Source organism: Nocardioides aequoreus, assembly GCF_000720335.1.
Lineage (GTDB): Bacteria > Actinomycetota > Actinomycetes > Propionibacteriales > Nocardioidaceae > Marmoricola > Marmoricola aequoreus.
Genome location: NZ_JOJN01000004.1, coordinates 43,105 through 67,364, shown reverse-complemented (window position 1 = coordinate 67,364; position 24,260 = coordinate 43,105). Strand labels below are relative to the sequence as shown.

Genomic DNA, 24,260 nt, shown 5'->3' with positions numbered 1-24,260 from the left:
CATCTCAGGCGGATGGGCGGCGCGACGGGTCAGGTGGTGCCGAGGAGGCCGGGGAGGGAGGCGCCGAGGGTGGCGAGGAGCTGCTCACGGGTGACGTCGCGGGGGTCGCGGACCCACTCCACGACGACCTCCTCGACGAAGGCCGACCAGCCGCGCACGACCAGCCGCACCTGCGGGGTGCCGACCAGGCCGAGGGCGGCCGCCTCATCCGGGGAGGCCTCGAAGAGCCGGTCGGTCAGCGAGGCCCGGGCCGACTCGTAGATCGCCCGCAGCTCCTCGTGGCCCCCCGCCGCGCCGCGGACGAGCGAGACGTAGCCGTGGTAGTTGGCGGCGACGTAGTCGACGTAGCGCTCCAGCGAGCGCGCGAGCTGCACCAGCGGCGAGGCGTCGCCCTCCGGCGCCGTGACCTCGTAGAGGTGCTCGGCCGCGCGGCGGCAGACGGCCAGGTGGAACTCCTGCTTGCCGCCGAAGTAGTGGTAGAGCAGCCCGCGCGAGATGCCCGCCTCGTCGGCCAGCACCTCGATCGAGAGCTCCTCGAGCGAGCGCGTCGCCAGCAGCCGCACGCCGAGGTCGACCAGCTGCTCGCGGCGTCGCTCCGGCGCCATGCGCACCCGGGTCGCCGTGGTCTCGCCCATGTGGGCCACCTTACTGAACTCACGTCAACAACGCTATTGACACGCGTTCAACAGCATGACCACGATGGGCACATGACCGCAGTGACCGCTCCTGCCCTGCCCGCGCACGTGCACACCGTCGTCGTCGGGGCCGGCTTCTCCGGCCTCGGGGCGGCGATCCGGCTGGACGAGGAGGGCGAGCCCGACTACCTCGTGGTCGAGCGCGGCGAGACGGTGGGCGGCACCTGGCGCGTCAACACCTACCCCGGCGCCGCGTGCGACGTGCCGAGCCAGCTCTACTCCTTCAGCTTCGCGCCCAACCCGTCGTGGAGCCGCTCCTACTCCCCCCAGCCGGAGATCCTGCGCTACCTGGAGGACCTGGCCGAGCGCTCCGGCGTGCTCAACCGCTTCCGCTTCGGCACCGAGGTCGAGAGCATCACCTGGGAGGACGCCGACCAGGCCTGGCGCGTGGTCACCTCGCGGGGCAGCCTCACCGCCGACGTGGTCGTCTCCGCCGCGGGCGGCATCACCGAGCCGCGGATGCCCGACATCGAGGGCCTCGAGGACTTCGCCGGCCCCGTCGTCCACACCGCGCGCTGGGACCACGACCAGCAGTACGCCGGCCGCCGCGTCGCCGTCATCGGCACCGGCGCCTCGGCGATCCAGGTGGTGCCCGAGCTGGCCGAGGTCGCGAGCCACCTCGACGTCTACCAGCGCACGCCCCCTTGGATCATCCCCCGCGGGGACCACGCCTACCACCGGCTGCACCAGCTGGCCTTCCGCCACGTGCCCGGCCTGCAGCGGCTGGCCCGGCTCGGGGTCTACCTCAGCCAGGAGTCGGTCGCGCCGATCTTCACCGTCGCGCCGGGCACGGCCCGGCCGGCCGAGGAGTTCTGCCGGCGCTTCATCCGGCGCTCGGTCGGCGACACCGACCTCGCGGAGCTGCTCACGCCGGACTACCGGATCGGCTGCAAGCGGGTGCTGCGCTCCAACGACTACTACCCCGCGCTCACCCGCCCGCACGTCGACCTCGTCACCGACGGCATCGAGCGGGTCACCCCCACCGGCATCGTCACCCGCTCCGGCGAGCACCGCGAGATCGACGTGCTCGTGGTCGCGACGGGCTTCGACGTCGTGCACCCGCCCGTGGCCGACCTGATCAAGGGCCGCGACGGCAGCACCCTGGCCGACACCTGGCGCGACGGCGGGCTGGCGGCGTACAAGGGCACCACCATCGCCGGCTTCCCCAACCTCTTCATGGTCTTCGGCCCCAACACCGGGCTGGGGCACAACTCGATGATCTACATGTTCGAGAGCCAGCTGGCCTACATCCTCTCGGCGCTGCGCCACCTGCGCACCACCGACGTCGCGGCCGTGGAGCCGCGCCAGGAGGCCCAGGACCGCTTCAACCGCCGGCTGCACCGCCGGATGCGCCGCACGGTGTGGACCACCGGAGGCTGCGCGAGCTGGTACCTCGACGAGCAGGGTCGCAACACCACGCTGTGGCCACGCTCGACGCTCGCCTTCCGGCGGGCGCTCAAGGAGTTCGACCCGGCGGCGTACGACGAGACGCCGCGCCGCACCACACAGGAGGAGGCCGCATGAGCCGGCTGGACAGGCTGCAGGGCAAGGTCGTCGTCGTCACCGGCGCGGCCGGGGGCATGGGGCGCGAGATGGCGGTGCTGGCCGCACGGCACGGCGCCCGGGTGGCCGTCTCCGACGTCGCCGCCGACGCGCTCGCCGAGACCGTCGACCTGGTCAAGCACGCGGGCGCGGAGGTGCACAGCGAGGTCGTCGACGTCGCCGACCGCGCCGCGATGACGGCGTACGCCGCCGCCGTGGCCGCGCACTTCGGCCGGGTCGACGTCGTGGTCAACAACGCCGGCGTCACCGTGACCGGCGACTTCGAGGACATGACCTACGACGACTTCGACTGGATCCTGGGCATCAACCTCATGGGCGTGGTGCACGGGACCAAGGAGTTCCTGCCCCACCTGATCGCCTCCGGCGAGGGCTACCTGGTCAACATCTCCAGCCTCTTCGGCCTGATCAGCGTCCCCGGGCAGTCGGCGTACAACACCACGAAGTACGCCGTGCGCGGCTTCACCGAGGCGCTGCGCGAGGAGATGCTCGTCAACCGGCACCCGGTCTCGGTGACCTGCGTGCACCCCGGCGGCATCAAGACCGGCATCTCGCGCAACGGCCGCAAGAACGCCGGGCTCGACGCGAGCGCCATCGACGAGCTCTTCGACACCCAGCTCGCCACGATGCCCGCCGACAAGGCCGCGCGGATCATCCTCGAGGGCGCGCTGCGCCGCAGGCCGCGCCAGCTGGTCGGCCTCGACGCGCACGTGCTGCACCACTTCGGCCGGCTCACCGGCGCCCGCTATCAGGACGTCGTCGCCAGGGTCACCGCACGCCGGATGCCTGCCAAGCGGCCCTCGTAGGCTGCACGGGTGAGCCGCCCGAGCGCCGTCCGCGTCGAGTGCCGCAAGTGGCCCGACTCCCCGCACTGGGAGTTCGACGCCCTGCGGCTCGGGCACGACGTCCACGGCACCTGGCTCGGCATCACCCGGGGCACGCTGCTGGCGAGCCCGACGCGCGCCTTCCAGGCCGTGGCCGACCACGTCACCCTGGTGCCGGACGACGCGTGGTGGCTCGCCACCTTCTACGGCGACGACCCGGTGCTCGACGCGGGGCGGCCCTTCGCCACCTACGTCGACGTGGCCACCCCCGCGACGTGGCGGGACGACGTGGTGCGCGCGGTCGACCTCGACCTCGACGTCATCGAGGGCACGACCGGACGGGTCTGGGTGGACGACGAGGACGAGTTCGCCGCCCACCGCATCAGCCTCGGCTACCCCGACGAGCTCGTCGAGGGAGCGGTCGAGAGCGCGCAGTGGCTGATGGACCGGGTCCAGGGGCACCGGGCCCCCTTCGACGGGAGCCACCTCGCCTGGCTCTCCCGGCTGCGTGGCATGGAACGATGACGGCGTGCCGTCCGAGCCGCGGGTCCCGAGCATCGACTTCCACGACTCCCCCGAGCCCACCCTCGGGGTGGAGTGGGAGTTCGCCCTGGTCGACCGGGTCACGCGCGACCTGGTCAACGCCGCCTCCGAGCTCTTCGCCCGGGTCACCTCCCAGCACGGCCCACAGCCGCGGCTGCACAAGGAGCTGCTGCGCAACACCGTCGAGCTGACCACCGGCGTCTGCCGCACCGTCGACGAGGCCGTGGGCGAGCTCACCGACCTGCTCGCCTTGGTCCGGCCGGTCGCCGCCGACCTCGGCGTCGACCTGTACGCCGCCGGCACCCACCCCTTCGCGACGTGGTCGAGCCAGCTGCTCACCCCGGGGCACCGCTACGAGGAGCTGATCGAGCGCACCCAGTGGTGGGGGCGGCAGATGATGATCTGGGGCGTCCACGTGCACGTGGGCATCAAGCGCGAGCACGTGATGCCGGTGGTGACCTCGCTGCTGAAGTGGTACCCCCACCTGCTCGCGCTCTCCGCGTCGTCGCCGGTGTGGGCGGGCACCGACACCGGCTACGCCAGCAACCGCGCCATGATGTTCCAGCAGCTGCCCACCGCCGGCCTGCCCTTCCACTTCGACGACTGGGCCGGCTTCGAGGCCTACGCCGGCGACCTGCTCACCACCGGCGTGATCGAGGAGATCGACGAGATCCGCTGGGACGTCCGGCCCGCGCCGCGCCTGGGCACCGTCGAGGTGCGGGTCTGCGACGGCATCACCTCGGTCCGCGAGATGCGGGCCGTCGTCGCGCTCACCCACTGCCTGGTGGTGCACCTGGTCGACCGGCTCGAGGCCGGGGAGTCGCTGCCCACGCTGCCGCCCTGGCACGTGCAGGAGAACAAGTGGCGGGCCGCCCGATACGGCCTCGACGCGTGGATCATCCTCGACGACCGCTCGCGGGAGCGGCTCCTCCTCGAGGACCTGGAGGACCTGCTCGACGACCTGGCGCCGGTCGCGAAGCGACTTGGCTGCGCCGACGACCTGGCGCTCGTGCGCGAGATCCCGCAGCGCGGGGCGTCCTACCAGCGGCAGCGCACCGCGGCCGAGCGGGCGGGCCACGACCTCGTCGCCGTCGTCGACAGCGTCGTGCGCGAGCTCTAGTCAGTCCAGCGGCGCGATCACGTCGGTCGCCACCAGCGGGTCCATGCCGCAGACCGCCAGCAGGTCGGCGGTGATGGAGCGCAGCTGCGCGAGCACCACCTCCGAGGAGAGGTCGTGCACCCGCTCGACCTCGGTCGTACGCCGCCCGAAGGCGACCAGCGCACTGCGCACCGAGCGCGGCAGCCGGTCGTTGGCCAGCTCCTCGGCCACGGCGTCGCTGCAGTCGGCCAGCTCGCGGCACAGGGCGGCGTACTCCGGAGGCGGCAGCCGCCGGTGGTGGGCGGCGACGGCGACGCGCCGCACCAGCACCCGGGTGTTGCGCAGCGCGAAGTCGAGCGGCTCCACGAGCTCGGCCATCGCCCGGACCCGCCCCGCGTGGCGCCGCCGGAAGGGCGAGGAGCGCACCACCGAGAGACCCTCGTCGGCCGCCGCCCGCAGCTCGCGCACGAGGCCGTCGGTGCTCCTGGCGTCGGCGAGCACCACCAGCGCGCGCTCGACGTCGCCGTCGGTGATGCTGTCGGCGGCCGCGCGCAGCAGGGTCGAGACCTTCGCGACGACCTCGCCGGCCTGCTCGCGCGGACGGCGCAGCGGCGCCCGCGGCACCACCGCGGCCGCCACGAGCGCCACCCCGCCACCGATCAGGGCGTCGGTCCAGCGCAGGAAGGCGTCGCCGGGCTCGGGAGCGAGCGTGGCCACGATGATCGCCTGCACCGCCGCCTGCGTCACCAGCAGCGTGCCCGCGTCGAGCAGCAGCGCCACCGACATCGCCACCCCGACGATGAGCACCAGCTGCAGGGCCCCCTGCCCCAGCTGGTAGGTCACGAGGTCGCCGAGGAAGACCCCCAGGGCGACCCCCACCGCGACCTCGACGACACGTCGCATCCGCTGCCCGTAGCTGGTGCCGAGGCTCACCACGGCGGCGATGGGGGCGAAGAAGGGCAGCGGGTGGTCGAGCAGGTCGTCGGCGATGAACCACGCGACGCCGGCCGCCACCGCGCACTGCGCGACCTGGAAGGACTTCTGCCGCAGCCGCTGCCGGCGCTGCCGCATGCTGGTGCGCCCCCGGTGCAGCCCCCGGTCCCAGGCGGTGCCGAGGTGGTGCGGCAGCTGCAGCCGCTCGCCCCCGCTCTGCCCGGCCCTGGCCACGAGACCTCCCACAGCTCGACTGCGGCGAACCTATACCCGTCGCGACGTCGTCCGACCCCGAGGGACATTGCCGACATCGGTTGTGACGGGCGCCACGACACGACAGGATCGGTCTGCTCCCCTCAGGTCTTCCCCACGCAGAGAGGCACCCACCCGTGCCGGTCCCCATCGACCCCACCTCGGCGGCGTTCCTCTACGCCGAGAACCGTCAGATGCCCATGCACGTGGGCGGGCTGCAGCTCTTCGAGCGACCCGAGGGAGCGCCGTCCGACTACGTGCGCCAGATGTACGAGTCCATGAGCCAGCCCACCGACGTCGCGCCGCTCTTCCTCAAGCACCCCTACCGCGGCCTCACCACCGCCGGGCAGTGGGTGTGGACCCCCGACGACGACTTCGACCTGGAGTACCACTTCCGGCACAGCGGGCTCCCGGAGCCGGGGCGCGTGCGCGAGCTGCTCGAGCTCTGCTCCCGGCTCCACAGCACGCGGCTGGCCCGGGAGCGGCCGCTGTGGGAGGCCACCCTGATCGAGGGTCTCGCCGACGGCCGCGTCGCGATGTACACCAAGCTCCACCACGCCTTGGTCGACGGCGTCTCGGCGATGCGGCTGATGCAGAGCGTCATGACCACCGACCCCGACCGTCGCGACGTGCTGCCCATGTGGGCCGACCGGCCCCGCAGCCGCTCACGCCGGGCGCAGGACGACGCCGACGGCGGAGGCAGCGTCGGCGGGGTGCCGCTGGAGGTGCTGCGCTCCACGCTGGGCTCCGCCATGGGGACGGCGCTGAGCATCAGCGCCGACGCCGCCGGGCTGCCGGGGGCGCTGGTGAAGACCCTCTCGCGCGGGCTGCGCAACGAGACCTCCGCGCTCTCGCTCTACGCGCCGCGCACGATGTTCAACACCACCATCACGGGCTCGCGCCGCTTCGCCGCGCAGGGCTGGCCCCTGGAGCGGCTCCGCGCGATCGGCAAGGCCAGCGGCACCACCCTCAACGACGTGGTGCTGGCGATGTGCTCCGGCGCGATCCGCCACTACCTGGTCGAGCAGCAGGCACTCCCGGAGTCGAGCCTGGTCGCGATGGTGCCGGTCGGTCTCAAGGCCAGCCAGGCCCACGCGGCCGGCAGCGAGGGCGGCAACGCCCTCGGAGCGGTGATGGTGCGGCTGGGCACCGAGCTCGACGACCCGGCCGACCGCCTCGCGGCCGTGCACGAGTCGATGCGCAGCGGCAAGCAGGCCCTCAGCTCGATGACGCCGCTGCAGATCACGGCGATGAGCGCGCTCGGCATGGCGCCCGCGATCGTGACGCCGATGCTGCGGCTGCACGGCATGGTGCGCCCGCCCTTCAACCTGATCATCAGCAACGTGCCGGGTCCGCGGTCCACGCAGTACCTCAACGGCGCCAAGATGGTCGGCACCTACCCGCTGTCGATCCCGATCAACGGCATGGCGCTCAACATCACCTGCAACAGCTATGTCGACGACATGTGCTTCGGGCTCACCGGGTGCCGGCGCAGCGTCCCCTCGCTGCAGCGGCTGCTGGGCCACCTCGACGACGCGCTCGGCGACCTCGAGAAGGCGACCGGGGCCTCCTGACCGCGGCGGACGGGTCGGGCCGCGGCGATCAGGCTGCGGCGACCACGCCGGGGCCGCCGGCGAGGTCGACGGCCTCCTGCACGCGGCTGGTGATCTCGGCGAGCTCGACGCGCTCGCTCACCTCGCGCAGCACCTCCGAGAGCGGGCAGTCGAGCGCCTCGCACAGCGCGGCGAGCAGCTCGGAGGAGGCCTCCTTCTGGCCGCGCTCGATCTCGGAGATGTAGCCCAGGCTGACCCGGGCCTCCGCGGAGAGCTGCCGCAGCGTCAGGCCGCGGCGCATCCGCTCGGCACGCAGGACCTCACCCAGGGCAGCCCTGAACAGCAGTGCTCCCGAGGTGGTGCTCCCCATCGCGTGCTCCTTCCGGCGGACCTGTGGCCAACGCTACCGGCCACCCGGTTCTTCCCGTGGCAGGTACCCCGAGTCCGTCGACACGCACGAGGTCCGCAGCCGCAGCGGCTCCGGGGTGCTCAGCCGGGCTGGTCGTCGTCGAGGCCCTGCTCGAGCGCGTAGCGGACCAGCTGCACGCGGTTGTGCAGCTGCAGCTTGCGCAGGGTGTTCTGCACGTGGTTCTGCACCGTGCGGTGCGAGATCACCAGGCGCTCGGCGATCTGCTTGTAGGAGAGCCCCTTCGCGACCAGTCGCAGCACCTCGGTCTCCCGGTCGGTCAGACGGGGCGTCTCGGTGTCGGCCTCCGGCGCGGCGGGCACGTCGGAGAGACGTCGGTACTCCCCCAGCACCAGGCCGGCGAGCCCCGGGGTGAAGACGGTGTCGCCGTCGGCCACGCGGCGCACGGCGTCGAGCAGCTCGGCCCGGGAGGCCGACTTGACCAGGTAGCCCGTCGCCCCGGCCTTGACCGCCTCGAGCACGTCGCTCTGCTCGCCGCTCGCCGAGAGCACCAGCACACGGACGCTCGGGTCCTGGCGCACCACCTCGCCGGTGACGGCGACGCCGTCGGGCTCGGGGATCTGCAGGTCGAGCACGAGCACCTGGGGTCGTGCCGCCGGGAAGCGGCTGAGCGCCTCCTTGCCGTCGGCCGCGGTGGCCACGACCCGGTGGCCGGCCTCCTGGAGGTCGCGGGCGACCCCCTCGCGCCACATCGGGTGGTCGTCGACCACCATCACCCTGAGCTGCTCCCCCTCGGACACGCGCCCAACCTAGTGCCTGGCGGCCCCCGGCGCCCGGTGGTAGCGACCGCGGCGGTGCTCCAGCGGGTCCTCGTCCGGCTCGATCGCGACCTCGACGAGCCGCGCCGTGACCAGGTCCGACCAGCCGACGCTGCGGACCTCCTCGAGCTCGACGCCGGCCCGGGTGGGGGCCGGGTCGAGCACCGGACCGTGGTCACCCTGGGTCCACCGCGCCGTCCGGAAGGCCCCGCCCGGGGCGGGCATCAGTCCCGCGAAGACCTCGGCGAGGTCCCGGTGGCGCCACTGCAGCAGGTGCACCACCGCCCGGCCGGTCTCCTCCACCACCTGGCGCAGCTCGCTCTCCGGGTCGACCAGGGCGAGCACGAGGCCGGGCTCCCCCCGGGCCACCATCACCGAGGAGATGGTCAACCCGGCGTGGGCGCCGTCGAGGTCGCCGGCGGTCCAGAGGGTGACGGCACCGCCGAGCCGGCCGCGCAGACGGCGTACGGGGTCGGGATCGCCCTGGGCGAAGGGGTCGGTCGCGTGGATGGTCATCACGGAGAAGTGTGCCGCGGCACCGAGAGCTCCCACTCCGTGCCCTGCCCCGGGGCGGAGCGCACCTGCGCCGAGCCGCCGAGGTCGACCAGCCTGCCGACGATGGACTGCTGCACTCCCAGGCGCCCCTCGGACGCCGAGTCGTCGAGCCGGCCCGCGGGGATGCCGGGGCCGTCGTCGCGCACCGAGACCACCCAGCGGTCCGGCAGCTCCTCGAGCAGCACCCAGGCGTCGGCGTCGCGGCCGACGTGGTGGCGCACGTTGGACAGGCACGCCTCCACCGCCGCCAGCAGCTCGCTGGCCGTCTCCGCCGGCAGCACCGCGGGGGTGGCGGGCGTGGCCACGTGCACGTGCGGGCTCTCCAGCTCGCCGAGGAGCTCCACGAGGTCGCGCTCCCCCAGCGGCGCGACGAGCTCGCGGGAACCCTGCTGCACCAGCCCACGCAGCCGCGACTCCTGCTCACCCGCCAGCCGGCCGAGCTCCATGCCGTCGGGCCCGAGCTCGGGACCGCGGCGCTGCACCAGCGCCAGCACCTGCAGCACGCCGTCGTGCACCACCCGGGAGAGGCGCTGCCGCTCCGCCGCGGCCGCCGCGGCCCGCTCGGCGGCGTCGCGCTGGGCCGCGGTGTCCTGCAGCAGCGCCGAGAGGAAGCCGATGACCGCGCCCCCGATCACCAGCAGGAAGATGTTGCCGTAGTTCTGCTGGGTGAATTCCAGCCGGATGCTCACGTCGGTGATGCTGACGGCGACCGCCGCGAACAGGCCCCCCTGCCAGCGCCAGACCACGGCCCACGAGAGCACCGCGCACATCACGTAGAAGCCGGGCAGGGTCGCGCTCGGCCCGGCGCCCTTGACCAGAGGCGTGAGCGCGATCGTGAGCACGGCGACGCCGAGGTCACCGACCAGCAGCGGAGCCCTGCGGCGCTCCGGGGCGGCGTACGCCCAGACCGAGACGAGCGTCCACCCGACCAGGAGCGCCATCACCGCCCACCCCAGGAGCGGGCGGGGGTAGTCCTCGAAGCGCATCGCGTAGAGGACCAGGCTGTTGGCGAGCACGATCACGCGCAGCACCGCCATGGCGCGCAGCAGCAGGTCCTGCACCGGGACGTGGGTCAACGACCGGCGGACCGCCGGCTCGCCCGACACGGGTCAGGCGACCTTCTCGGAGCGCTCGTGGCCCCGCTCGGCCTTCTCGGCGCGCTTGGCCTCCTCCTTGGCGACGGCCGCGTAGCGGTCGACGTACTCCTGCCCGGAGAGTCGCATGATCTCGTACATGATCTCGTCGGTGATCGAGCGCAGGATGTAGCGGTCGTTCTCCATGCCCTCGTAGCGGGAGAAGTCGAGGGGGCGGCCATAGCGCACGTAGGGGCGGGTGAAGCTGCCGAACTTCTTGCCGGGCGGGGCGACGACGTCGGTGCCGACGACGGCGACCGGGATGACCGGGACCTTGGTCTCCAGCGCCAGCCGGGCGACGCCGGTCTTGCCGCGGTAGAGCCGGCCGTCGTGCGAGCGGGTGCCCTCGGGGTAGATGCCGAAGAGGTCGCCGTCGCCGAGGATCCGCTTGGCGGTGCTGAGCGCCCCCTCGGCGGCCGAGCCGCTGGCCCGGTCGATCGGCACCTGCCCGGCGCCGGAGAAAAACTTCTTCTGCAGCCAGCCCTTGAGCCCCGGGGTGTTGAAGTACTCCGCCTTGGCCACGAAGGTGACCCGCCGCGAGATCGTCAGCGGCATGAAGAGCCAGTCGGCGTAGGAGAGGTGGTTGCTGGCCAGGATCGCCGGACCTGTCGCGGGCACGTGCTCCCCGCCCTCGACGTGCGGCCGGAACACCACCCGGAGGATCGGCCCCAGCGCGATCCACTTCAAGAACCAGTAGAACACCGGCAACCTCCCAAGCTGTCGGTCGCAGCGTAGGCCATGACGGGCCGCGCGCCGAACGATCGCGACGACCGCCGGCGGCACTCGTCCGGGTGCGCCGGTTCGGTGCGCCGTGACACGATGAGCAGGGCTTGCCGATCGAGCCCCGACCCAGGAGCTGTCTTGTCCGTCCCGCACCGAGACGACGAGCCCGACGACCCCCGCGAGGCGGCGGAGCCGGGCGACGGAGCCGACGACGGCCGCGCCCGCGAGGAGGCGGCCTGGGAGGCCATCGTGGCGGCCTACGGCGACCGCCCCGAGTGGGACGACGCCGCGTCGGCGCCGGCTGCCGAGCCGCCCGCCTCGCCGTCGCGTGCCGACCACCCGGCGGGTCGCGGCGCGGAGCTGCGCGACGCCGACGAGCCGGCGGAGCCGGACCTGGCCCGGGTGCCCGAGGAGCACTTCGTGCCCGAGCCGACGCCGCCCGTGCCGTGGCCGACCCCGCAGCGCCTCGTCGCCTGGCTCGGCGTCTTCGGGGTGCCCACCTTCGTGCTCGTCGCGCTGCTGGCGCGGCTCGAGGTGGCGTCGTGGATCGGCGTCCTGCTGATGCTCTGGTTCGTCGGCGGCTTCTGCTACCTGGTCGCCTCGATGCGCACCGAGCGCGACGGCCCCGACGACGGCGCCGTCGTCTAGCGCGGTCTCAGAAGACCTCGCGGGCCAGCTCGGCGGCCCCGACCACGCCCGCGAGCGGCCCGAGCCGGGCGCCGACCACCGCCGGCAGCTCGCGGTGACCGGCCCCGACCAGCGTGCCGGCGAGCTCCTCGCGCGCCGGGGCGAGCAGCAGCTCCCCGGCGGCGGAGACACCGCCCCCCACCACCACGAGGTCGGGGTCGAGGGCGGCGACGACGTTGGCCGTGCCGACCCCGAGCCACCGCCCGACCTCGGCGTACGCCGCCACGGCCGCCGGGTCGCCCGCCTGGGCGGCCTCGGTCAGCGCCGGACCGGAGAGGGTCGACCCGTGGGCCTGCGCGCTGCGGGTCAGCGCGCGGCCGGAGCAGTACTGCTCCCAGCAGCCGTGGCCGCCGCACTCGCACGCCCGGCCACCCGGCACCACCGTCATGTGGCCGAACTCGCCGGCCATGCCGTTGCGCCCGCGGTGCAATGCTCCGCCGAGCAGCAGCGCGCCGCCGATCCCGGTGCCCAACGTGATCATGACGACGTGCTCGGCGTCGCCGGCCGCCCCGAAGCGCGCCTCGGCGGCCAGGGCGCAGTTGGCGTCGTTGTCGACGTAGACGTCGCCCACCACGCTGCTGCCGAGCCGGCCGGTGAGCCGCTCCGAGAGCGGCTCGTCGCGCCAGGGCAGGTGGGGGGCGAAGCGGACCCGCTCACCACGGGCGTCGACGAACCCCGCGGCGGCGACGCCCACGCTGCAGCGTCCGTGCACGCGGGTGAGCGCCTCCACCACGCGCACCAGCGCGTCCTCGACCTCGGAGACCGAGGCCCGCTCGATCCCGGGTCCCACGCCGGGCGTCGCGGTGGTCTCGGTGTCGACGACCCGACCGGCCTCGTCGACGACGGCGGCGAGGACCTTGGTGCCGCCGATGTCGACGCCGATCGACGGCGGGCCCGACGCGGTGGTCGAGTCCCTCACCGCCGGTGGGCGAGGTCGGCGACGCCGACGAGGCCCGCGTCGGGCAGCAGGGCGCCGCGCACCTCGAGCATCGGGCGGTAGCCGCGTGCCGTGACGTGCTCGGCGAAGCTCGCCCGCACCGGGTCGAGCAGCAGGTCGCCCGCCTCGGCGACGCCGCCGCCGACCACCACGACCTCGGGGTCGAGCACGGCGGTCAGCGAGGCGATGCCGCGTCCGATCCACGACCCCAGCTCGGCCAGGCGCTCGACGGCGAAGGGGTCGCCCTGCTGCGCCGCCTCGGTGATCATCTGCCCGCCGATCTTCTCGGCCTCGCCGCCCGCGCGCTCCAGCAGCAGCGCCGCCGCGTCGGGCCGGGCCACCGCCGCCTCCCGCGTCATCCGGACCAGGGCGGACCCGGAGGCGTAGGACTCCAGGCAGCCGAGGTTGCCGCAGCCGCAGCGGACGCCGCCCGGCACCATCGGGATGTGGCCCACCTCGGCGCCCATGCCGAAGCCGCCGCGCACCAGCTCGCCGTCGAGCACGATGCCGCCACCGACGCCGGTGCCGATGGTCAGCATCAGCAGGCTGTCGACGTCCTCGGCGGCCCCGAAGCGGAACTCGCCCCACGCGGCGGCGTTGGCGTCGTTCTCCACCACCACGGGGAGCCCCACCGCCCGCTCGAGGTGGTCCTTGAGCGGCTCGTCGCGCCAGGCCAGGTTGGGCGCGAAGACGAGCATCGCGCGACTCTTGTCGACGAAGCCGGCGGCCGAGGCACCGACCGCCTCGACCTCGGTGCCCGCGGGCAGCTGGGCCACCAGGTCCGCCACCAGTCCGGCGATGGTGCGCACGATCTGGGAGGGGTCGGTGGCCGGTGAGCGGGTGCGCCGCTGGTGGAGCACCTCGCCCGACTCCGTCACGACGCCGGCGGCGATCTTGGTGCCGCCGATGTCGACGCCGATGGTCAGGCTCATCGCTCCGGCTCCCGGTCGTCCCAGCCGGCCTCGTCGTCGAGGTCGATGCGCTCGACCGGGCCTCGCTCGCGCGGCGGCGGGGCGAGCAGTCCGGCGGCCGCCTGCACCAGCGAGGTGGCGGCGCTGGCGAGGTGCTCGCGGACCTCGGGGCTGGTCTGCCGCACCGCGTGGATCACCTGGCAGACCGGGCAGTAGCGGCAGTCCTGGCCACCGGTCGCCACGTGCTCGCCCAGACCGTGGAGCCCCTCGGCGAGGGCGTCGCGGGCACCTGCCGCCGCGGCGCCCGCCCGGTCCCCGACCTGCTCGGCGCCCTGGTCGCGAGCCCAGTCGGAGAGGGCGCCGAAGAGCTTGGCGGCCTCCTCCCCCACGGAGCCGACCGCCTCCCCGGGTCCCTGCGGGTCGCCGTGCCCCTCCCGGGGCTCGTCTCGGGGTCCACCTGGGTCGCTCACGACTGCTCCTCCTGCTCGAAGCGGAACCGTACCCGCAGCGCCCCGTCGACGACGCGGGCACCGCTCACCCGGTGGCGGCGCAGCGCCGCGGGCAGGGCGAGCAGCCGACGGTAGGAGCCCACGGTGACGACCAGCTCGTCGCCGTGGCGTGCCAGGTCGACGTCGCTGCGTCGGGCGAAGGGCAGCGCGATGCGCAGCTCGGCGCCCGACTCCGTCCTCGTGATGGTCATCGGCCCGTCGCCCTCGGGCACGGCGAGCGGGTCGCCGCCGTCGTACGCCGCCTCGGCGAAGCCCACCAGGTCGTCGACGCCGACCGGCTCGGAGGCCGTGAAGCCCGAGCGCCAGACCGGCAGCCCCGCGAAGGACTGGGTGACCTCGGTCAGCACCTCCGACTGCGCCGCCACCCAGCCGGCGCGCCAGGGGTCGTCGCCGCTGTCGGGGAAGACCCGGTTGGCGAGCACGCCGTCGACGCGGTAGCCGTAGAGCGAGAGCGTGGTCAGGCTGCGCCGGGCCTCGGCGACCACGACCTTCTCGGGGGTCAGCACCAGCCGCACCGACGCCCCCGGGGCGGTGAGCAGGCGGCGTACGTCGTCGAGGTCGGCGTGGAGCCGCTCGACGGCCTCGAAGACGGCGTCCTCGGGCATCGGCACGCCGGCGGTCCGGCTGAGCACCGGCCGCAGCGCCCGCACCACCCGGCGCTGCACCCCGAACATCCGGTCCATGTACCAGTTCAGCGCCTCGGGGAGCGCGAGCAGCCGCAGCGTCTCGGCGGTGGGCGCGCAGTCGACCACGACGACGTCCCACGACCCGCTGAGCACGTGGCGCCGCAGCTCGAGCAGCGCCAGCACCTCCTCGGCGCCCGGGATGACGGTCAGCTCCTCGGCGGTGATCGGGTCGACCCCCGCGGCGTCGAGCACCGACATCAGGTAGCCCTGGATCTCGCCCCAGGACCGCTCGAAGCTGCGCTGCGCGTCGACCTGGTGCATCCACAGCCGCGGCGCCACCTCGGTGGGCTCCGGACCGGCCGCCACCCCGAAGGCGTCGGCCAGGGAGTGCGCCGCGTCGGTCGAGACCACGAGGGTGCGCCGGCCGTCACGGGCCGCCAGCGCCGCGGTGCCCGCGGCCGACGTGGTCTTGCCGACCCCGCCCTTGCCGGTGAAGAGCACCACCCGCACCTCGGCGGGCGCCTCGCTCACGGACGCGACTCGACGCGCTTCTTCAGACCCTTGAGCGCGGTGTCGATGATGACCTTCTCGGCCTTGCGGCGCAGCATGCCGATCATCGGGATGGAGAGGTCGACCGCGAGCCGGTAGGTCACCTCGGTGCTGCCCCCCTGCTCGCGCAGCACGTAGGCGCCCGTCATCGCCTTGAGCATGCGCCCCTCGACCAGCTGCCAGGTGACCTGGCGGTCGCCGTCCCACTCGTAGGCCAGCGTGTAGGCGTCCTTGATCGGGGCGGCCTCGAGCTCGAAGTGCACCTGCTCGGCGCGCCCGTCTGCGCCCGTGGCCACGACCTCGGCGCGCTTCATGCCCTGGGCCCACTCGGGGTAGGCCTCGAAGTCGGCGATCACGGCCATCACCGCTGGGGCGGGTGCGTCGACGACGATGCTGCTGGTGGTCTGCTCAGCCATGTGCCCCTGCCGTGTGACTCCGCGGTGAGTGGTGACGGACGCCTGAGACTAGCCGAGCGCACGGCCACGAGTAACGTGCGGCCTGCCGCCGGCGAGGGCCGGCAGGCGGGCCGTCGGTGGGAGGTGTGCGAGTGCGCGAGTACGCCACCGCCCTGGACGTCGAGGTGCCCCGCGAGGGCAACCTCACCGACGACGTGGTGCGCAACGGCACCGACCACCCCGACTCGGTCGTGATCTCACGTCGTAGCGGCCCGCACGAGCCCTGGGAGCACCTCACCGCGGCCACCTTCCTGGCGGAGGTGCGCGACGTCGCCAAGGGTCTGCTGGCGGTCGGGATCGAGCGCGGCGACCGGGTGGCCCTGATGGCCCGCACCCGCTACGAGTGGACGCTGCTCGACTACGCCATCTGGTTCGCCGGCGCCGTGACCGTGCCGGTCTACGACAGCGCGGCCGCCGACCAGGTCGCGTGGGTGCTCGCCGACTCCGGCGCCCGTGCGATCGTGGTCGAGTCCGACACGCACGCCTCGCGCGTGCGGGAGGTGCGCGGCGACCTCACCGAGCTGCACCACGTCTGGACCATCGAGCGCGACGCGGTCGGGCTGCTGCGTCGCCTCGGGGCGGACGTCGACGACGAGGCGCTGGAGCACCGCCGCACCGGCACCGGCCCCGACGACCTCGCCACGCTGCTCTACACCTCGGGCACGACCGGGCGGCCCAAGGGCTGCATGATCACGCACGGCAACCTCGGCTTCGAGCTGACCGTCGCGCTGGCGACCCTCTCCGACCTCTTCACCCCCGGCGGCACGCCCGACGACGAGACCGACGACGAGGGCGACGACCAGGCCGGCCACGGGCCCGCCGACCAGCAGTCCGGCGGCCCGGAGCTCGACACCGCCCCGGCCACCCTGCTCTTCCTCCCGATGGCCCACGTCTTCGCGCGCATCATCCAGGTCGGCGCCATGCGGGCGCGGGTCCGGCTGGGCCACTCCGCCGACGTACGCCGCCTGGTCACCGACCTCGAGGAGTTCCGCCCGAGCTTCGTGCTCGCGGTGCCGAGGATCTTCGAGAAGATCTTCAACACCGCCTCCCAGCAGGCCTTGGCCGACGGGCGCGGCGTGACCTTCGACCGCGCCGCCGACACGGCCATCGCGTGGTCGCGGGCCCAGGACGCCGGACGCGTGCCGCTGCGTCTGCGGCTGCGCCACCAGCTCTACGACCGGCTGGTCTACGCACGCCTGCGCCGCACCCTGGGCGGACGGTGCCGCTACGCCGTCTCGGGCGGGGCTCCGCTCGGCGACCGCCTCGGCCACTTCTACCGGGGCATCGGCCTCACCGTGCTGGAGGGCTACGGGCTCACCGAGACCACCGCCGCGGTCACGGTCAACGACCCCGACGCGCTCAAGCTCGGCACGGTCGGGCGGCCCCTCCCCGGCACCGCCGTCCGGGTGGCCGACGACGGCGAGCTGCTCGCCCGCGGCCCGCAGGTCTTCCGCGGCTACTGGGGCGACGACGAGGCGACCGCCGCGGTGCTCGACGCGCACGGCTGGCTGCACACCGGCGACGTCGGCGAGATCGACGACGAGGGCTTCGTGCGGATCACCGGCCGCAAGAAGGAGATCCTGGTGACGGCCGGCGGCAAGAACGTCGCCCCGGCCGTACTGGAGGACCGGCTGCGGGCGCACCCGCTGGTCGACCAGGCGCTCGTGGTCGGCGACGGCCGGCCCTTCGTCGCCGCCCTGGTCACCCTCGACCCCGAGACGCTGCCCGGGTGGGCCGAGCGGCACGGCAAGCCCCACCGTCTCGCGGAGCTCTGCCGCGACCCCGACCTCCGCGCGGAGATCCAGGCCGGCGTCGACGACGCGAACGGCGCGGTCTCGCGGGCCGAGTGGGTGCGCGCCTTCGAGGTGCTCCCGTCGTCGTGGACCGAGGAGGGTGGCCAGCTCACCCCGAGCCTGAAGCTGCGCCGCCAGGTGGTCCTGCGCGAGCACCGCGACGACGTCGACGCCCTCTACGGGAGCTGATCCGGCCTCCTGTCCGCAGGTGGTCCACCCACTGGTCTACCTGGAATCCCCCGAGAGTGTCATTTCGCGGACAAATCGGACTCAGCGGCGTCACGCTGTCCCCGAACGCGTCACCTCACGACGCGGCACATCCCACGGACGGGGCCCGGCACCACCGACCCCGCTGCACGAGACAGGGTCGGCTGAGTCGCATGGATCGCAGGAAAGCTCTCCTCTTCGTCGCCGCGTTCGTGGCGGCGCTGGGCACCTTGCTGGTGTTCGTGTACGTCCGCGGCGCCGACGCCCGCGCCGACGCGCGCTACGACGCGGTGCAGGTGCTCCGCGTCGCCAAGCCGATCGAGGCCGGCGAGACCGTCGCCCAGGCTCAGGCGGCCGGCAAGTTCGTCACCGGCACCATCTCCAGCCAGGACCGGCTGGCCGGGTCGCTGAGCACGCTCGACAGCCTCGAGGACAAGGTCGCCCTGACCGCGCTGTACGCCGGCGAGCAGGTCATGGAGACGAAGTTCGGCGAGGTCGGCTCGCAGGCCGAGCTGCCGCTGCCCGACGGCAAGCTGGCGATCTCGATCAACATGGACGACCCGGCACGGGTCGCCGGCTTCCTCGACCCGGGCGACAAGGTCGCCATCCTGATGAGCGGCAGCAGCGCCGAGGGCACCCCCTGGACCCGCCTGCTGCTGCGCAACGTCGAGGTGATCGGCCTGGGGTCGACCAGCTCGATGGCCAGTGCCCAGGCGGCCGTCGACCCGGAGGTGGCGCCCGCCGAGACCGACACCCTCTCGAAGGCGCTGCTCACCCTGGCCGTCTCCCAGAAAGAGGCCGAGAAGGTCACCTTCGGCAACCTCAACGGCACCCTGTCCCTCGCGCTGCTCAACGACGACTCCGAGGTCGCGCTGGGCTCCGAGGTCAACATGACCAACCTCTTCAACTGACCTGACCGCCACCACCCCCACGACTCGAGGACGACGATGCCGCTCCTGCTCGAAGCCGACGCTGCGTTGGCCCGGACGCTGGTGCCCACGCTCGGGCCCCACGCCGAGGTGATCGCCCGGCCCGAGGAGCTCGACACCCTGCTCCAGCGCCGACCGCACTTCGCGGTCGTGATCGGTCCGGGCGTCGACCTGCAGGTCGGGCTGGTCACGGCCGAGCACGTCAAGCTCCGCTACCCCGCCACCGCGGTCGTGCTCGTGCGCGAGACGATCACCTCCGACGTCTACGCCCCGGCGCTCGACGCCGGCGTCGGCGCCGTGGTCGCCCACGACGACAGCCAGGCGCTCGCCGCGGCGGTCGGACGCGCCCGGCTCACCTGGGAGTCCATCCAGGGGCCCGCCACCGAGGGCCGCCAGGCCGGCCACGTCATCACGGTCTTCTCCCCCAAGGGCGGGGTCGGCAAGACCACCATGAGCGTCAACATCGCGCTGGCCCTCACCGCTCTGGGCTCACGGGTGTGCATCGTCGACCTCGACCTCGCCTTCGGCGACGTCGCCATCACGCTGCAGCTGATCCCGAGCCACACGCTCGCCGACGCCGCGGGCTTCGAGGACCAGCTGGACTGGTCGATGCTGCAGAGCATCACGACCGAGCACCGGTCCGGCCTGAGCGTGCTGGCGGCCCCGACCAACCCGGAGGGGCGCGAGCGCATCACCGCCACCCTGGTACGCCGCCTGCTCGCCCAGCTACGCGACCACTTCGACCACGTCGTCGTCGACACGCCCCCCGGCTTCGACGACCAGGTGCTCGGCGCCTTCGACGAGACCGACGAGGTCGTCGTCGTCGCCACCCTCGACGTGCCCACGATCAAGAACGTCAAGGTCGCCATCGAGACCCTCGACCTGCTGCACCTGGTGCGCGACCACCGTCACCTGGTGCTCAACCGCGCCGACCAGGAGGTCGGCCTCACCGCGGCCAACGTCGCCGAGCTGCTCGGCGTACCCGTCGACCTGACGCTGCCCAGCGACCTGGCCGTGGCGCTCGCGACCAACAACGGCGACCCGATCGTCTCCGCCGCACCGGACCACGTCGTGGCCCGCAGCATCCTCGACTTCGCCCGCGGCCTACCCGGCGTCGAGGTCAGCCCCGAGGCCGTCGTCTCCGGCCGCCGCGGCCTCTTCGGTCGTCGCCGCAAGGAGGTCGCGCGATGAGCAGCCTGGGAGAGCGCCTGGCCAGCCTCGGCGGCGCCCACGAGCGCAGCACCGCCGCAGGGCAGCACCTGACCCGCGCCGGCGAGGCCGAGCCCGCCGTCACCGCCGTGCCCGCCGTCGTCGAGGAGCCGTCGCTGCCGGCCGCGGCCGAGGCCCGGCTCCCGACCACCAGCCCGGAGGGCGCCGCGGCGCGCATCGGGGCACAGACGGCGCGCTTCGACGACCTCAAGGAGCACGTGCACACCGAGCTGCTCCAGCTCCTCGGCCCGCAGCTCTACGACGCCGACCTCGACGTGCGCGAGCTCGAGGCGAAGGTCCGGGTGGTGCTCTCCGAGGTGCTGACCGCGACCAACCGCCCGCTCACGCGAGCCGACCGCGAGCGGCTGACCCAGGACATCTCCGACGACATCCTCGGCCTCGGGCCGATCGAGCCCTACCTGCGCGACCCCGACGTCGCCGAGGTCATGGTCAACGGGCACGCCGACATCTGGCTCGAGCGCCACGGCAAGCTGACGAAGGTCGACGGCAAGTTCAAGGACGAGGTCCACCTGCGCCGGGTGATCGACAAGATCGTCTCCCGCATCGGACGCCGCGTCGACGAGTCGTCGCCGATGGTCGACGCGCGGCTCCAGGACGGCAGCCGCGTCAACGCGGTGGTCCCCCCGCTCGCGATCGACGGCAGCGTGCTCACGATCCGCAAGTTCGCCACCGACCCGCTCACCGCGCGCGACCTCATCGACTTCGGCTCGCTCACCGAGACCGCCGCCGACTTCCTCGACGCCTGCGTGCGCGGTCGTCTCAACGTGGTGGTCTCCGGCGGCACGGGCGCGGGCAAGACGACCACGCTCAACGTGCTGTCGTCCTTCATCCCCCCCGACGAGCGCATCGTCACCATCGAGGACGCCGCGGAGCTGCAGCTCAAGCAGGACCACGTGGTCCGGCTGGAGTCCCGGCCCGCCAACATCGAGGGCAAGGGCGCGGTCACCATCCGCGACCTGGTGCGCAACTCGCTGCGCATGCGCCCCGACCGCGTGGTCGTCGGCGAGGTCCGTGACGCCTCGGCGCTCGACATGCTGCAGGCGATGAACACCGGCCACGACGGCTCCATCTGCACCGTGCACTCCAACGGCCCCCGCGACACCTGCTCGCGGCTCGAGACCCTGGTGCTGATGGCCGGCATGGACCTGCCGGTGCGGGCGATCCGCGAGCAGATCGCCTCGGCGGTCGACCTGATCGTGCACCAGTCGCGGCTCAAGGACGGCACCCGCCGGATCACGCACATCACCGAGGTCGAGCGGATGGAGGGTGACGTCATCACCCTCCAGGACGTCTTCGTCTTCGACGCCTCCGCCGGCTTCGACCGCGAGGGCCGCTCGCTCGGCTCGCTGCGGCCGACCGGGCTGCGCCCGAAGTTCCTGGAGAAGATGAAGAACGCCAACGTCACGGTCGACCCGCGCGTCTTCGCGACGTCGCCCGGGGTGCGCCGATGACTCGTCCCTCCCACCGACCGGCCCTGCGCCGGGCGGTGGCGGCAACGTCGCTGGGGGTGCTGCTCGCCCTGGCGACGGCCGCACCCACCTTGGCGGCAGACTCCGCCGAGCCGTCCGGCGCGACCATCGACCACGCGCAGCCGGGCGACGGTCGCGTGCAGCTGCTGGTCTCGCTGCCCAGCGGCGACGTCGACCCCGACGCCGTCGAGGTCAGCATCGGCGGCAAGTCCGTCGAGGCCCGTACGACGACCGCCTCGGCCGACGCGCAGGTGCGGCGTACGTCGGTGCTGGCGATCGACACCAGCCTCAGCATGCGCGGTGCCCGGATCGAGGCGGCCCGCACCGCCGCCCTGAGCTACCTCACCGCGGTGCCCGCCGACGTCGAGGTCGGCCTGGTCACCTTCGACGACGACGTCACCGTGGCGCTGGAGCCGACGCGCGACCGCGACGCCGCCCGGCGTGCCCTCGGCGACCTGCGGCTGCAGCGCGAGACCGCGCTCTACGACGGCATCGCCGGGGCTGTCGAGGCTGCCGGGCCCGGGAGTGCCGAGGCGGGCCAGCGCTCGGTGCTGGTGCTCTCCGACGGCCAGGACACCACCTCGACCCCGCTCTCCGAGACGCTGCGCCGGGTCGAGGAGTCGGGCGTGCTGCTCGACGTCATCTCGCTGCAGCAGCAGGGGCAGGCCGCGCTCCCGCTGCGGCTGCTGGCGGACGCGGGTCGCGGCGCCGTGCTCGACGCCAGCCGGCCCGAGGCGCTCGACGCGGCCTTCAGGGCCCAGGCCCAGGCGCTCGCCCGGCAGGTCGTGGTGACCGCCGAGGTGCCCGAGGGCGCCGGCACCAGTGCCGACGTCGAGGTGCGGCTCCCCTCGGGCGACGCCACGCTCACCGCCGCGGCGCACCTGCCCGTGCGCGGCGGCGTCGACGAGCGCGAGGAGCAGGCCGCGACGGCCTCGTCGTCGGGCATCCCCGGTCCGGTCACCCCGTCCTTCGAGGTCTCCCAGCTGGTCGCGTACGGCGCGATCGCCGCCATCGGCCTCGGTGTGCTGGGCGCCTTCGTGACGCTCGGGCTCGTGCGCAAGGGCCCCGACCGCGACGACAAGCTGCGCCAGCAGCTCGAGGCGTACGGCGTCTTCGGTCCCACGGCCGCGGCGCAGGCCGCTCCCGAGCCTGGAGGCGCCACGATCGGGCAACAGGCCAAGGACGCGGCCGAGAAGGTGCTGGCCGGCCAGGCGGGTCTGGAGACCCGGATCGCGGCGCGCCTCGAGGGCGCGGGGGTGGCGCTGAAGCCCTCGGAGTGGCTGCTCGCCCACGCCGGCATCGCGATCGCCGCCGGCGCCCTCGGCCTGTTGCTCGGGGGCGGCAGCATCCTGCTGCTCCTGCTGGGCGTGGTGCTCGGGCTGGTCGGCCCGTGGGTCTTCCTCGGGCTGAAGAAGGCGCGCCGGCTCAAGGCCTTCGCCGAGACACTGCCCGACACGCTGCAGCTGATGTCGGGCTCGCTCTCCGCAGGACTCTCGCTGGCGCAGTCGATCGACACCATCGTGCGCGAGGCCGCCGACCCGATCGCGAGCGAGTTCCGCCGCGTGGTGGTCGAGGGACGCATCGGCATCCCCTTCGAGGAGGCCCTCGACGGCGTGGCGCACCGCATGGAGAGCCGCGACTTCGAGTGGGTCGTGATGGCCATCCGGATCCAGCGCGAGGTCGGCGGCAACCTCGCCGAGCTGCTGCTGCAGGTGGCCGCCACGCTGCGCGAGCGCGAGTTCCTGCGCCGCCACGTGCGCGCGCTCAGCGCCGAGGGCCGGCTCTCGGCCTGGGTGCTGGGGGGACTGCCGCCGGCCTTCATGCTCTACCTGCTCGTCTCACGGCCCGAGTACGTCGCGCCGATGTACACCACGCCGCTCGGCCTGGTGATGCTCTGCGGCGGCGGCCTGCTGATGGCCGTCGGCATGTTCTGGATGTTCAAGGTCGCGAAGGTGGAGCTCTGATGGATCTCGTGCTGCTGCTCGGTGTCGGGATGGTCTTCACCGCGCTGTTCCTCGTGCTCGCCGCGGTCGGTGGGCTGACCGGCGAGCGGGCGGGCGTCGCCCGCTCGATGGAGGTCCTCGAGGCGCTCACCACCGCGCCCGACGAGCTCAAGCAGGAGCTCAACCCCTCCTTCGAGGAGCGGGTGCTGGTGCCCTTCCTCGGCTGGGCCCAAGGGATCGGTCGCAAGATCACGCCCGCCGACGCCAACGACCGCATCCGCGAGAAGCTCGACCAGGCCGGCAACCCCGGGGGCTGGACCGTCGAACGCGTCGTGGCGGGCAAGGCGGTCGGCTTCGGTGTCGCCCTCGTGCTCTCGGTGCTGCTGCTGATGCTGATGGGCGTGTCGTTCCCGGTGATGCTCGGCTCCGCGGTCGTCGCGTCGCTGCTCGGCTACCAGGCGCCCAACCTCTACCTCTACCAGAAGGCCTACGACCGCAACGCCTCCATCCAGCGCGCCCTGCCCGACGCCATCGACCTGCTCACGATCTCCGTGGAGTCGGGCCTGGCCTTCGACGCCGCCGTCTCGCAGGTGGCCCGCAACACCGACGGCCCCCTGGCCGACGAGTTCGCCCGGATGCTGCAGGAGATGCAGATCGGGCGCACCCGGGCCGACTCGCTGCGCTCCCTGGCCGACCGGTGCGGGCCGCCGGAGGTGCGCGCCTTCGTCGGCGCCATGGTGCAGGCCGACAGCTTCGGCATCCCGATCGGCCAGGTGCTCCGGGTGCAGTCGGCCGAGATCCGCGTCAAGCGGCGGCAGTGGGCGGAGGAGAAGGCCCAGCAGGTGCCGGTGAAGATCCTGGTGCCGCTGATCTTCTGCATCCTGCCCTGCCTCTTCATCGCGGTGCTCGGTCCTGCGGGGATCTCCCTCATGGAGAGCTTCGGGGGTGGCACCCTGTGAC

24 protein-coding genes are annotated in these 24,260 nt (G+C 73.5%); 12 read left to right on the top strand and 12 right to left on the bottom strand.

Going from position 1 to position 24,260, the window contains the following annotated elements:
* Positions 1–29: 29 nt before the first annotated feature.
* The gene (locus IG63_RS0109195; RefSeq protein WP_036194975.1) at positions 30–635 is read right to left on the bottom strand and encodes a TetR/AcrR family transcriptional regulator; all 606 of its coding nucleotides are present in this window, start codon (positions 633–635) and stop codon (positions 30–32) included.
* 72 nt (positions 636–707) lie between these two features.
* Between IG63_RS0109195 and IG63_RS0109190 the strand changes: the two genes are divergently transcribed.
* From IG63_RS0109190 to IG63_RS0109175, 4 genes are read left to right on the top strand one after another with little or no spacing between them, the layout of a single operon-like run.
* The gene (locus tag IG63_RS0109190) at positions 708–2,219 is read left to right on the top strand and encodes a flavin-containing monooxygenase (protein ID WP_030484078.1); all 1,512 of its coding nucleotides are present in this window, start codon (positions 708–710) and stop codon (positions 2,217–2,219) included.
* The gene (locus tag IG63_RS0109185) at positions 2,216–3,061 is read left to right on the top strand and encodes an SDR family NAD(P)-dependent oxidoreductase (protein ID WP_030484077.1); all 846 of its coding nucleotides are present in this window, start codon (positions 2,216–2,218) and stop codon (positions 3,059–3,061) included. Before IG63_RS0109190 ends, IG63_RS0109185 begins: the two co-directional genes overlap by 4 nt.
* Positions 3,062–3,070: 9 nt before the next feature.
* Entirely contained in the window at positions 3,071–3,604 is a 534-nt protein-coding gene (locus IG63_RS0109180) for a DUF402 domain-containing protein (RefSeq protein WP_030484076.1), read from the top strand.
* A gap of 4 nt (positions 3,605–3,608) precedes the next feature.
* A complete protein-coding gene (locus IG63_RS0109175) occupies positions 3,609–4,742 on the top strand; it encodes a glutamate--cysteine ligase (RefSeq protein WP_030484075.1) in 1,134 nt (377 codons plus the stop codon).
* Here IG63_RS0109175 and IG63_RS0109170 read toward each other — a convergent pair whose 3' ends face one another.
* Positions 4,743–5,888: an FUSC family protein gene (locus IG63_RS0109170; RefSeq protein WP_245604373.1), complete on the bottom strand. Its 1,146-nt coding sequence runs from the start codon at positions 5,886–5,888 to the stop codon at positions 4,743–4,745.
* 155 nt (positions 5,889–6,043) lie between these two features.
* On the opposite strand from IG63_RS0109170, the gene IG63_RS0109165 reads away from it, so the two are divergent.
* Complete coding sequence (locus IG63_RS0109165; protein WP_030484073.1) at positions 6,044–7,480, top strand: WS/DGAT/MGAT family O-acyltransferase; 1,437 nt, start codon at positions 6,044–6,046, stop codon at positions 7,478–7,480.
* Positions 7,481–7,508: 28 nt separating this feature from the next.
* On the opposite strand, the gene IG63_RS0109160 is transcribed toward IG63_RS0109165, so the two are convergent.
* The 5 genes from IG63_RS0109160 to IG63_RS0109140 all read right to left on the bottom strand — a co-directional run bounded on the left by IG63_RS0109160 (position 7,509) and on the right by IG63_RS0109140 (position 11,034).
* Positions 7,509–7,829 (bottom strand): helix-turn-helix domain-containing protein, encoded by a 321-nt coding sequence (locus tag IG63_RS0109160; protein WP_051706473.1) that lies wholly within the window; start codon positions 7,827–7,829, stop codon positions 7,509–7,511.
* A gap of 119 nt (positions 7,830–7,948) precedes the next feature.
* The gene (locus IG63_RS0109155; protein WP_030484071.1) at positions 7,949–8,626 is read right to left on the bottom strand and encodes a response regulator; all 678 of its coding nucleotides are present in this window, start codon (positions 8,624–8,626) and stop codon (positions 7,949–7,951) included.
* 9 nt (positions 8,627–8,635) lie between these two features.
* On the bottom strand, positions 8,636–9,160 hold the full coding sequence (locus tag IG63_RS0109150) for a flavin reductase family protein (protein WP_030484070.1): 525 nt from the start codon (positions 9,158–9,160) through the stop codon (positions 8,636–8,638).
* On the bottom strand, positions 9,160–10,305 hold the full coding sequence (gene macS, locus IG63_RS0109145; RefSeq protein WP_245604372.1) for a MacS family sensor histidine kinase: 1,146 nt from the start codon (positions 10,303–10,305) through the stop codon (positions 9,160–9,162). Before macS ends, IG63_RS0109150 begins: the two co-directional genes overlap by 1 nt.
* Before the next feature lie 3 nt (positions 10,306–10,308).
* Positions 10,309–11,034, bottom strand: coding sequence for a lysophospholipid acyltransferase family protein (locus tag IG63_RS0109140; protein WP_030484068.1), 726 nt, complete (start codon positions 11,032–11,034; stop codon positions 10,309–10,311).
* 159 nt (positions 11,035–11,193) lie between these two features.
* Here IG63_RS0109140 and IG63_RS21475 point away from each other — a divergent pair, with 159 nt between their 5' ends.
* Entirely contained in the window at positions 11,194–11,703 is a 510-nt protein-coding gene (locus tag IG63_RS21475) for a hypothetical protein (RefSeq protein ID WP_051706471.1), read from the top strand.
* A 7-nt stretch (positions 11,704–11,710) separates the two neighbouring features.
* Here the strand turns inward: IG63_RS21475 and IG63_RS0109130 are convergent, their stop codons facing one another.
* The 5 genes from IG63_RS0109130 to IG63_RS0109110 are packed head-to-tail and all read right to left on the bottom strand — an operon-like array spanning position 11,711 to position 15,690.
* Complete coding sequence (locus IG63_RS0109130; protein ID WP_030484066.1) at positions 11,711–12,661, bottom strand: ROK family protein; 951 nt, start codon at positions 12,659–12,661, stop codon at positions 11,711–11,713.
* Positions 12,658–13,611, bottom strand: a complete 954-nt coding sequence (locus IG63_RS0109125; RefSeq protein ID WP_030484065.1) for an ROK family glucokinase — start codon at positions 13,609–13,611, stop codon at positions 12,658–12,660. Before IG63_RS0109125 ends, IG63_RS0109130 begins: the two co-directional genes overlap by 4 nt.
* A complete protein-coding gene (locus IG63_RS21470) occupies positions 13,608–14,060 on the bottom strand; it encodes a hypothetical protein (protein WP_051706469.1) in 453 nt (150 codons plus the stop codon). Before IG63_RS21470 ends, IG63_RS0109125 begins: the two co-directional genes overlap by 4 nt.
* Positions 14,057–15,256, bottom strand: coding sequence for an ArsA family ATPase (locus tag IG63_RS0109115; RefSeq protein WP_245604371.1), 1,200 nt, complete (start codon positions 15,254–15,256; stop codon positions 14,057–14,059). The genes IG63_RS21470 and IG63_RS0109115 overlap by 4 nt, the downstream gene beginning before the upstream one ends.
* The gene (locus IG63_RS0109110) at positions 15,253–15,690 is read right to left on the bottom strand and encodes an SRPBCC family protein (RefSeq protein ID WP_030484062.1); all 438 of its coding nucleotides are present in this window, start codon (positions 15,688–15,690) and stop codon (positions 15,253–15,255) included. The genes IG63_RS0109115 and IG63_RS0109110 overlap by 4 nt, the downstream gene beginning before the upstream one ends.
* A 131-nt stretch (positions 15,691–15,821) precedes the next feature.
* Here IG63_RS0109110 and IG63_RS0109105 point away from each other — a divergent pair, with 131 nt between their 5' ends.
* The 6 genes from IG63_RS0109105 (at position 15,822) to IG63_RS0109080 (ending at position 24,259) form a co-directional block, all read left to right on the top strand.
* Entirely contained in the window at positions 15,822–17,711 is a 1,890-nt protein-coding gene (locus IG63_RS0109105; protein WP_030484061.1) for an AMP-dependent synthetase/ligase, read from the top strand.
* Between the two features lie 191 nt (positions 17,712–17,902).
* Positions 17,903–18,640, top strand: a complete 738-nt coding sequence (gene cpaB / locus IG63_RS21465) for a Flp pilus assembly protein CpaB (protein ID WP_084596896.1) — start codon at positions 17,903–17,905, stop codon at positions 18,638–18,640.
* Positions 18,641–18,676: 36 nt separating this feature from the next.
* Positions 18,677–19,849, top strand: a complete 1,173-nt coding sequence (locus tag IG63_RS0109095) for a CpaE/TadZ family protein (RefSeq protein WP_030484059.1) — start codon at positions 18,677–18,679, stop codon at positions 19,847–19,849.
* Positions 19,846–21,339 carry a TadA family conjugal transfer-associated ATPase gene (locus tag IG63_RS0109090; protein ID WP_036194972.1) on the top strand — a complete coding sequence of 498 codons (1,494 nt, stop codon included), beginning with the start codon at positions 19,846–19,848 and terminating at the stop codon, positions 21,337–21,339. The genes IG63_RS0109095 and IG63_RS0109090 overlap by 4 nt, the downstream gene beginning before the upstream one ends.
* Positions 21,336–23,321, top strand: a complete 1,986-nt coding sequence (locus IG63_RS21460; protein ID WP_084596894.1) for a type II secretion system F family protein — start codon at positions 21,336–21,338, stop codon at positions 23,319–23,321. Before IG63_RS0109090 ends, IG63_RS21460 begins: the two co-directional genes overlap by 4 nt.
* Entirely contained in the window at positions 23,321–24,259 is a 939-nt protein-coding gene (locus IG63_RS0109080; protein WP_030484056.1) for a type II secretion system F family protein, read from the top strand. Before IG63_RS21460 ends, IG63_RS0109080 begins: the two co-directional genes overlap by 1 nt.
* Position 24,260: the final 1 nt, after the last annotated feature.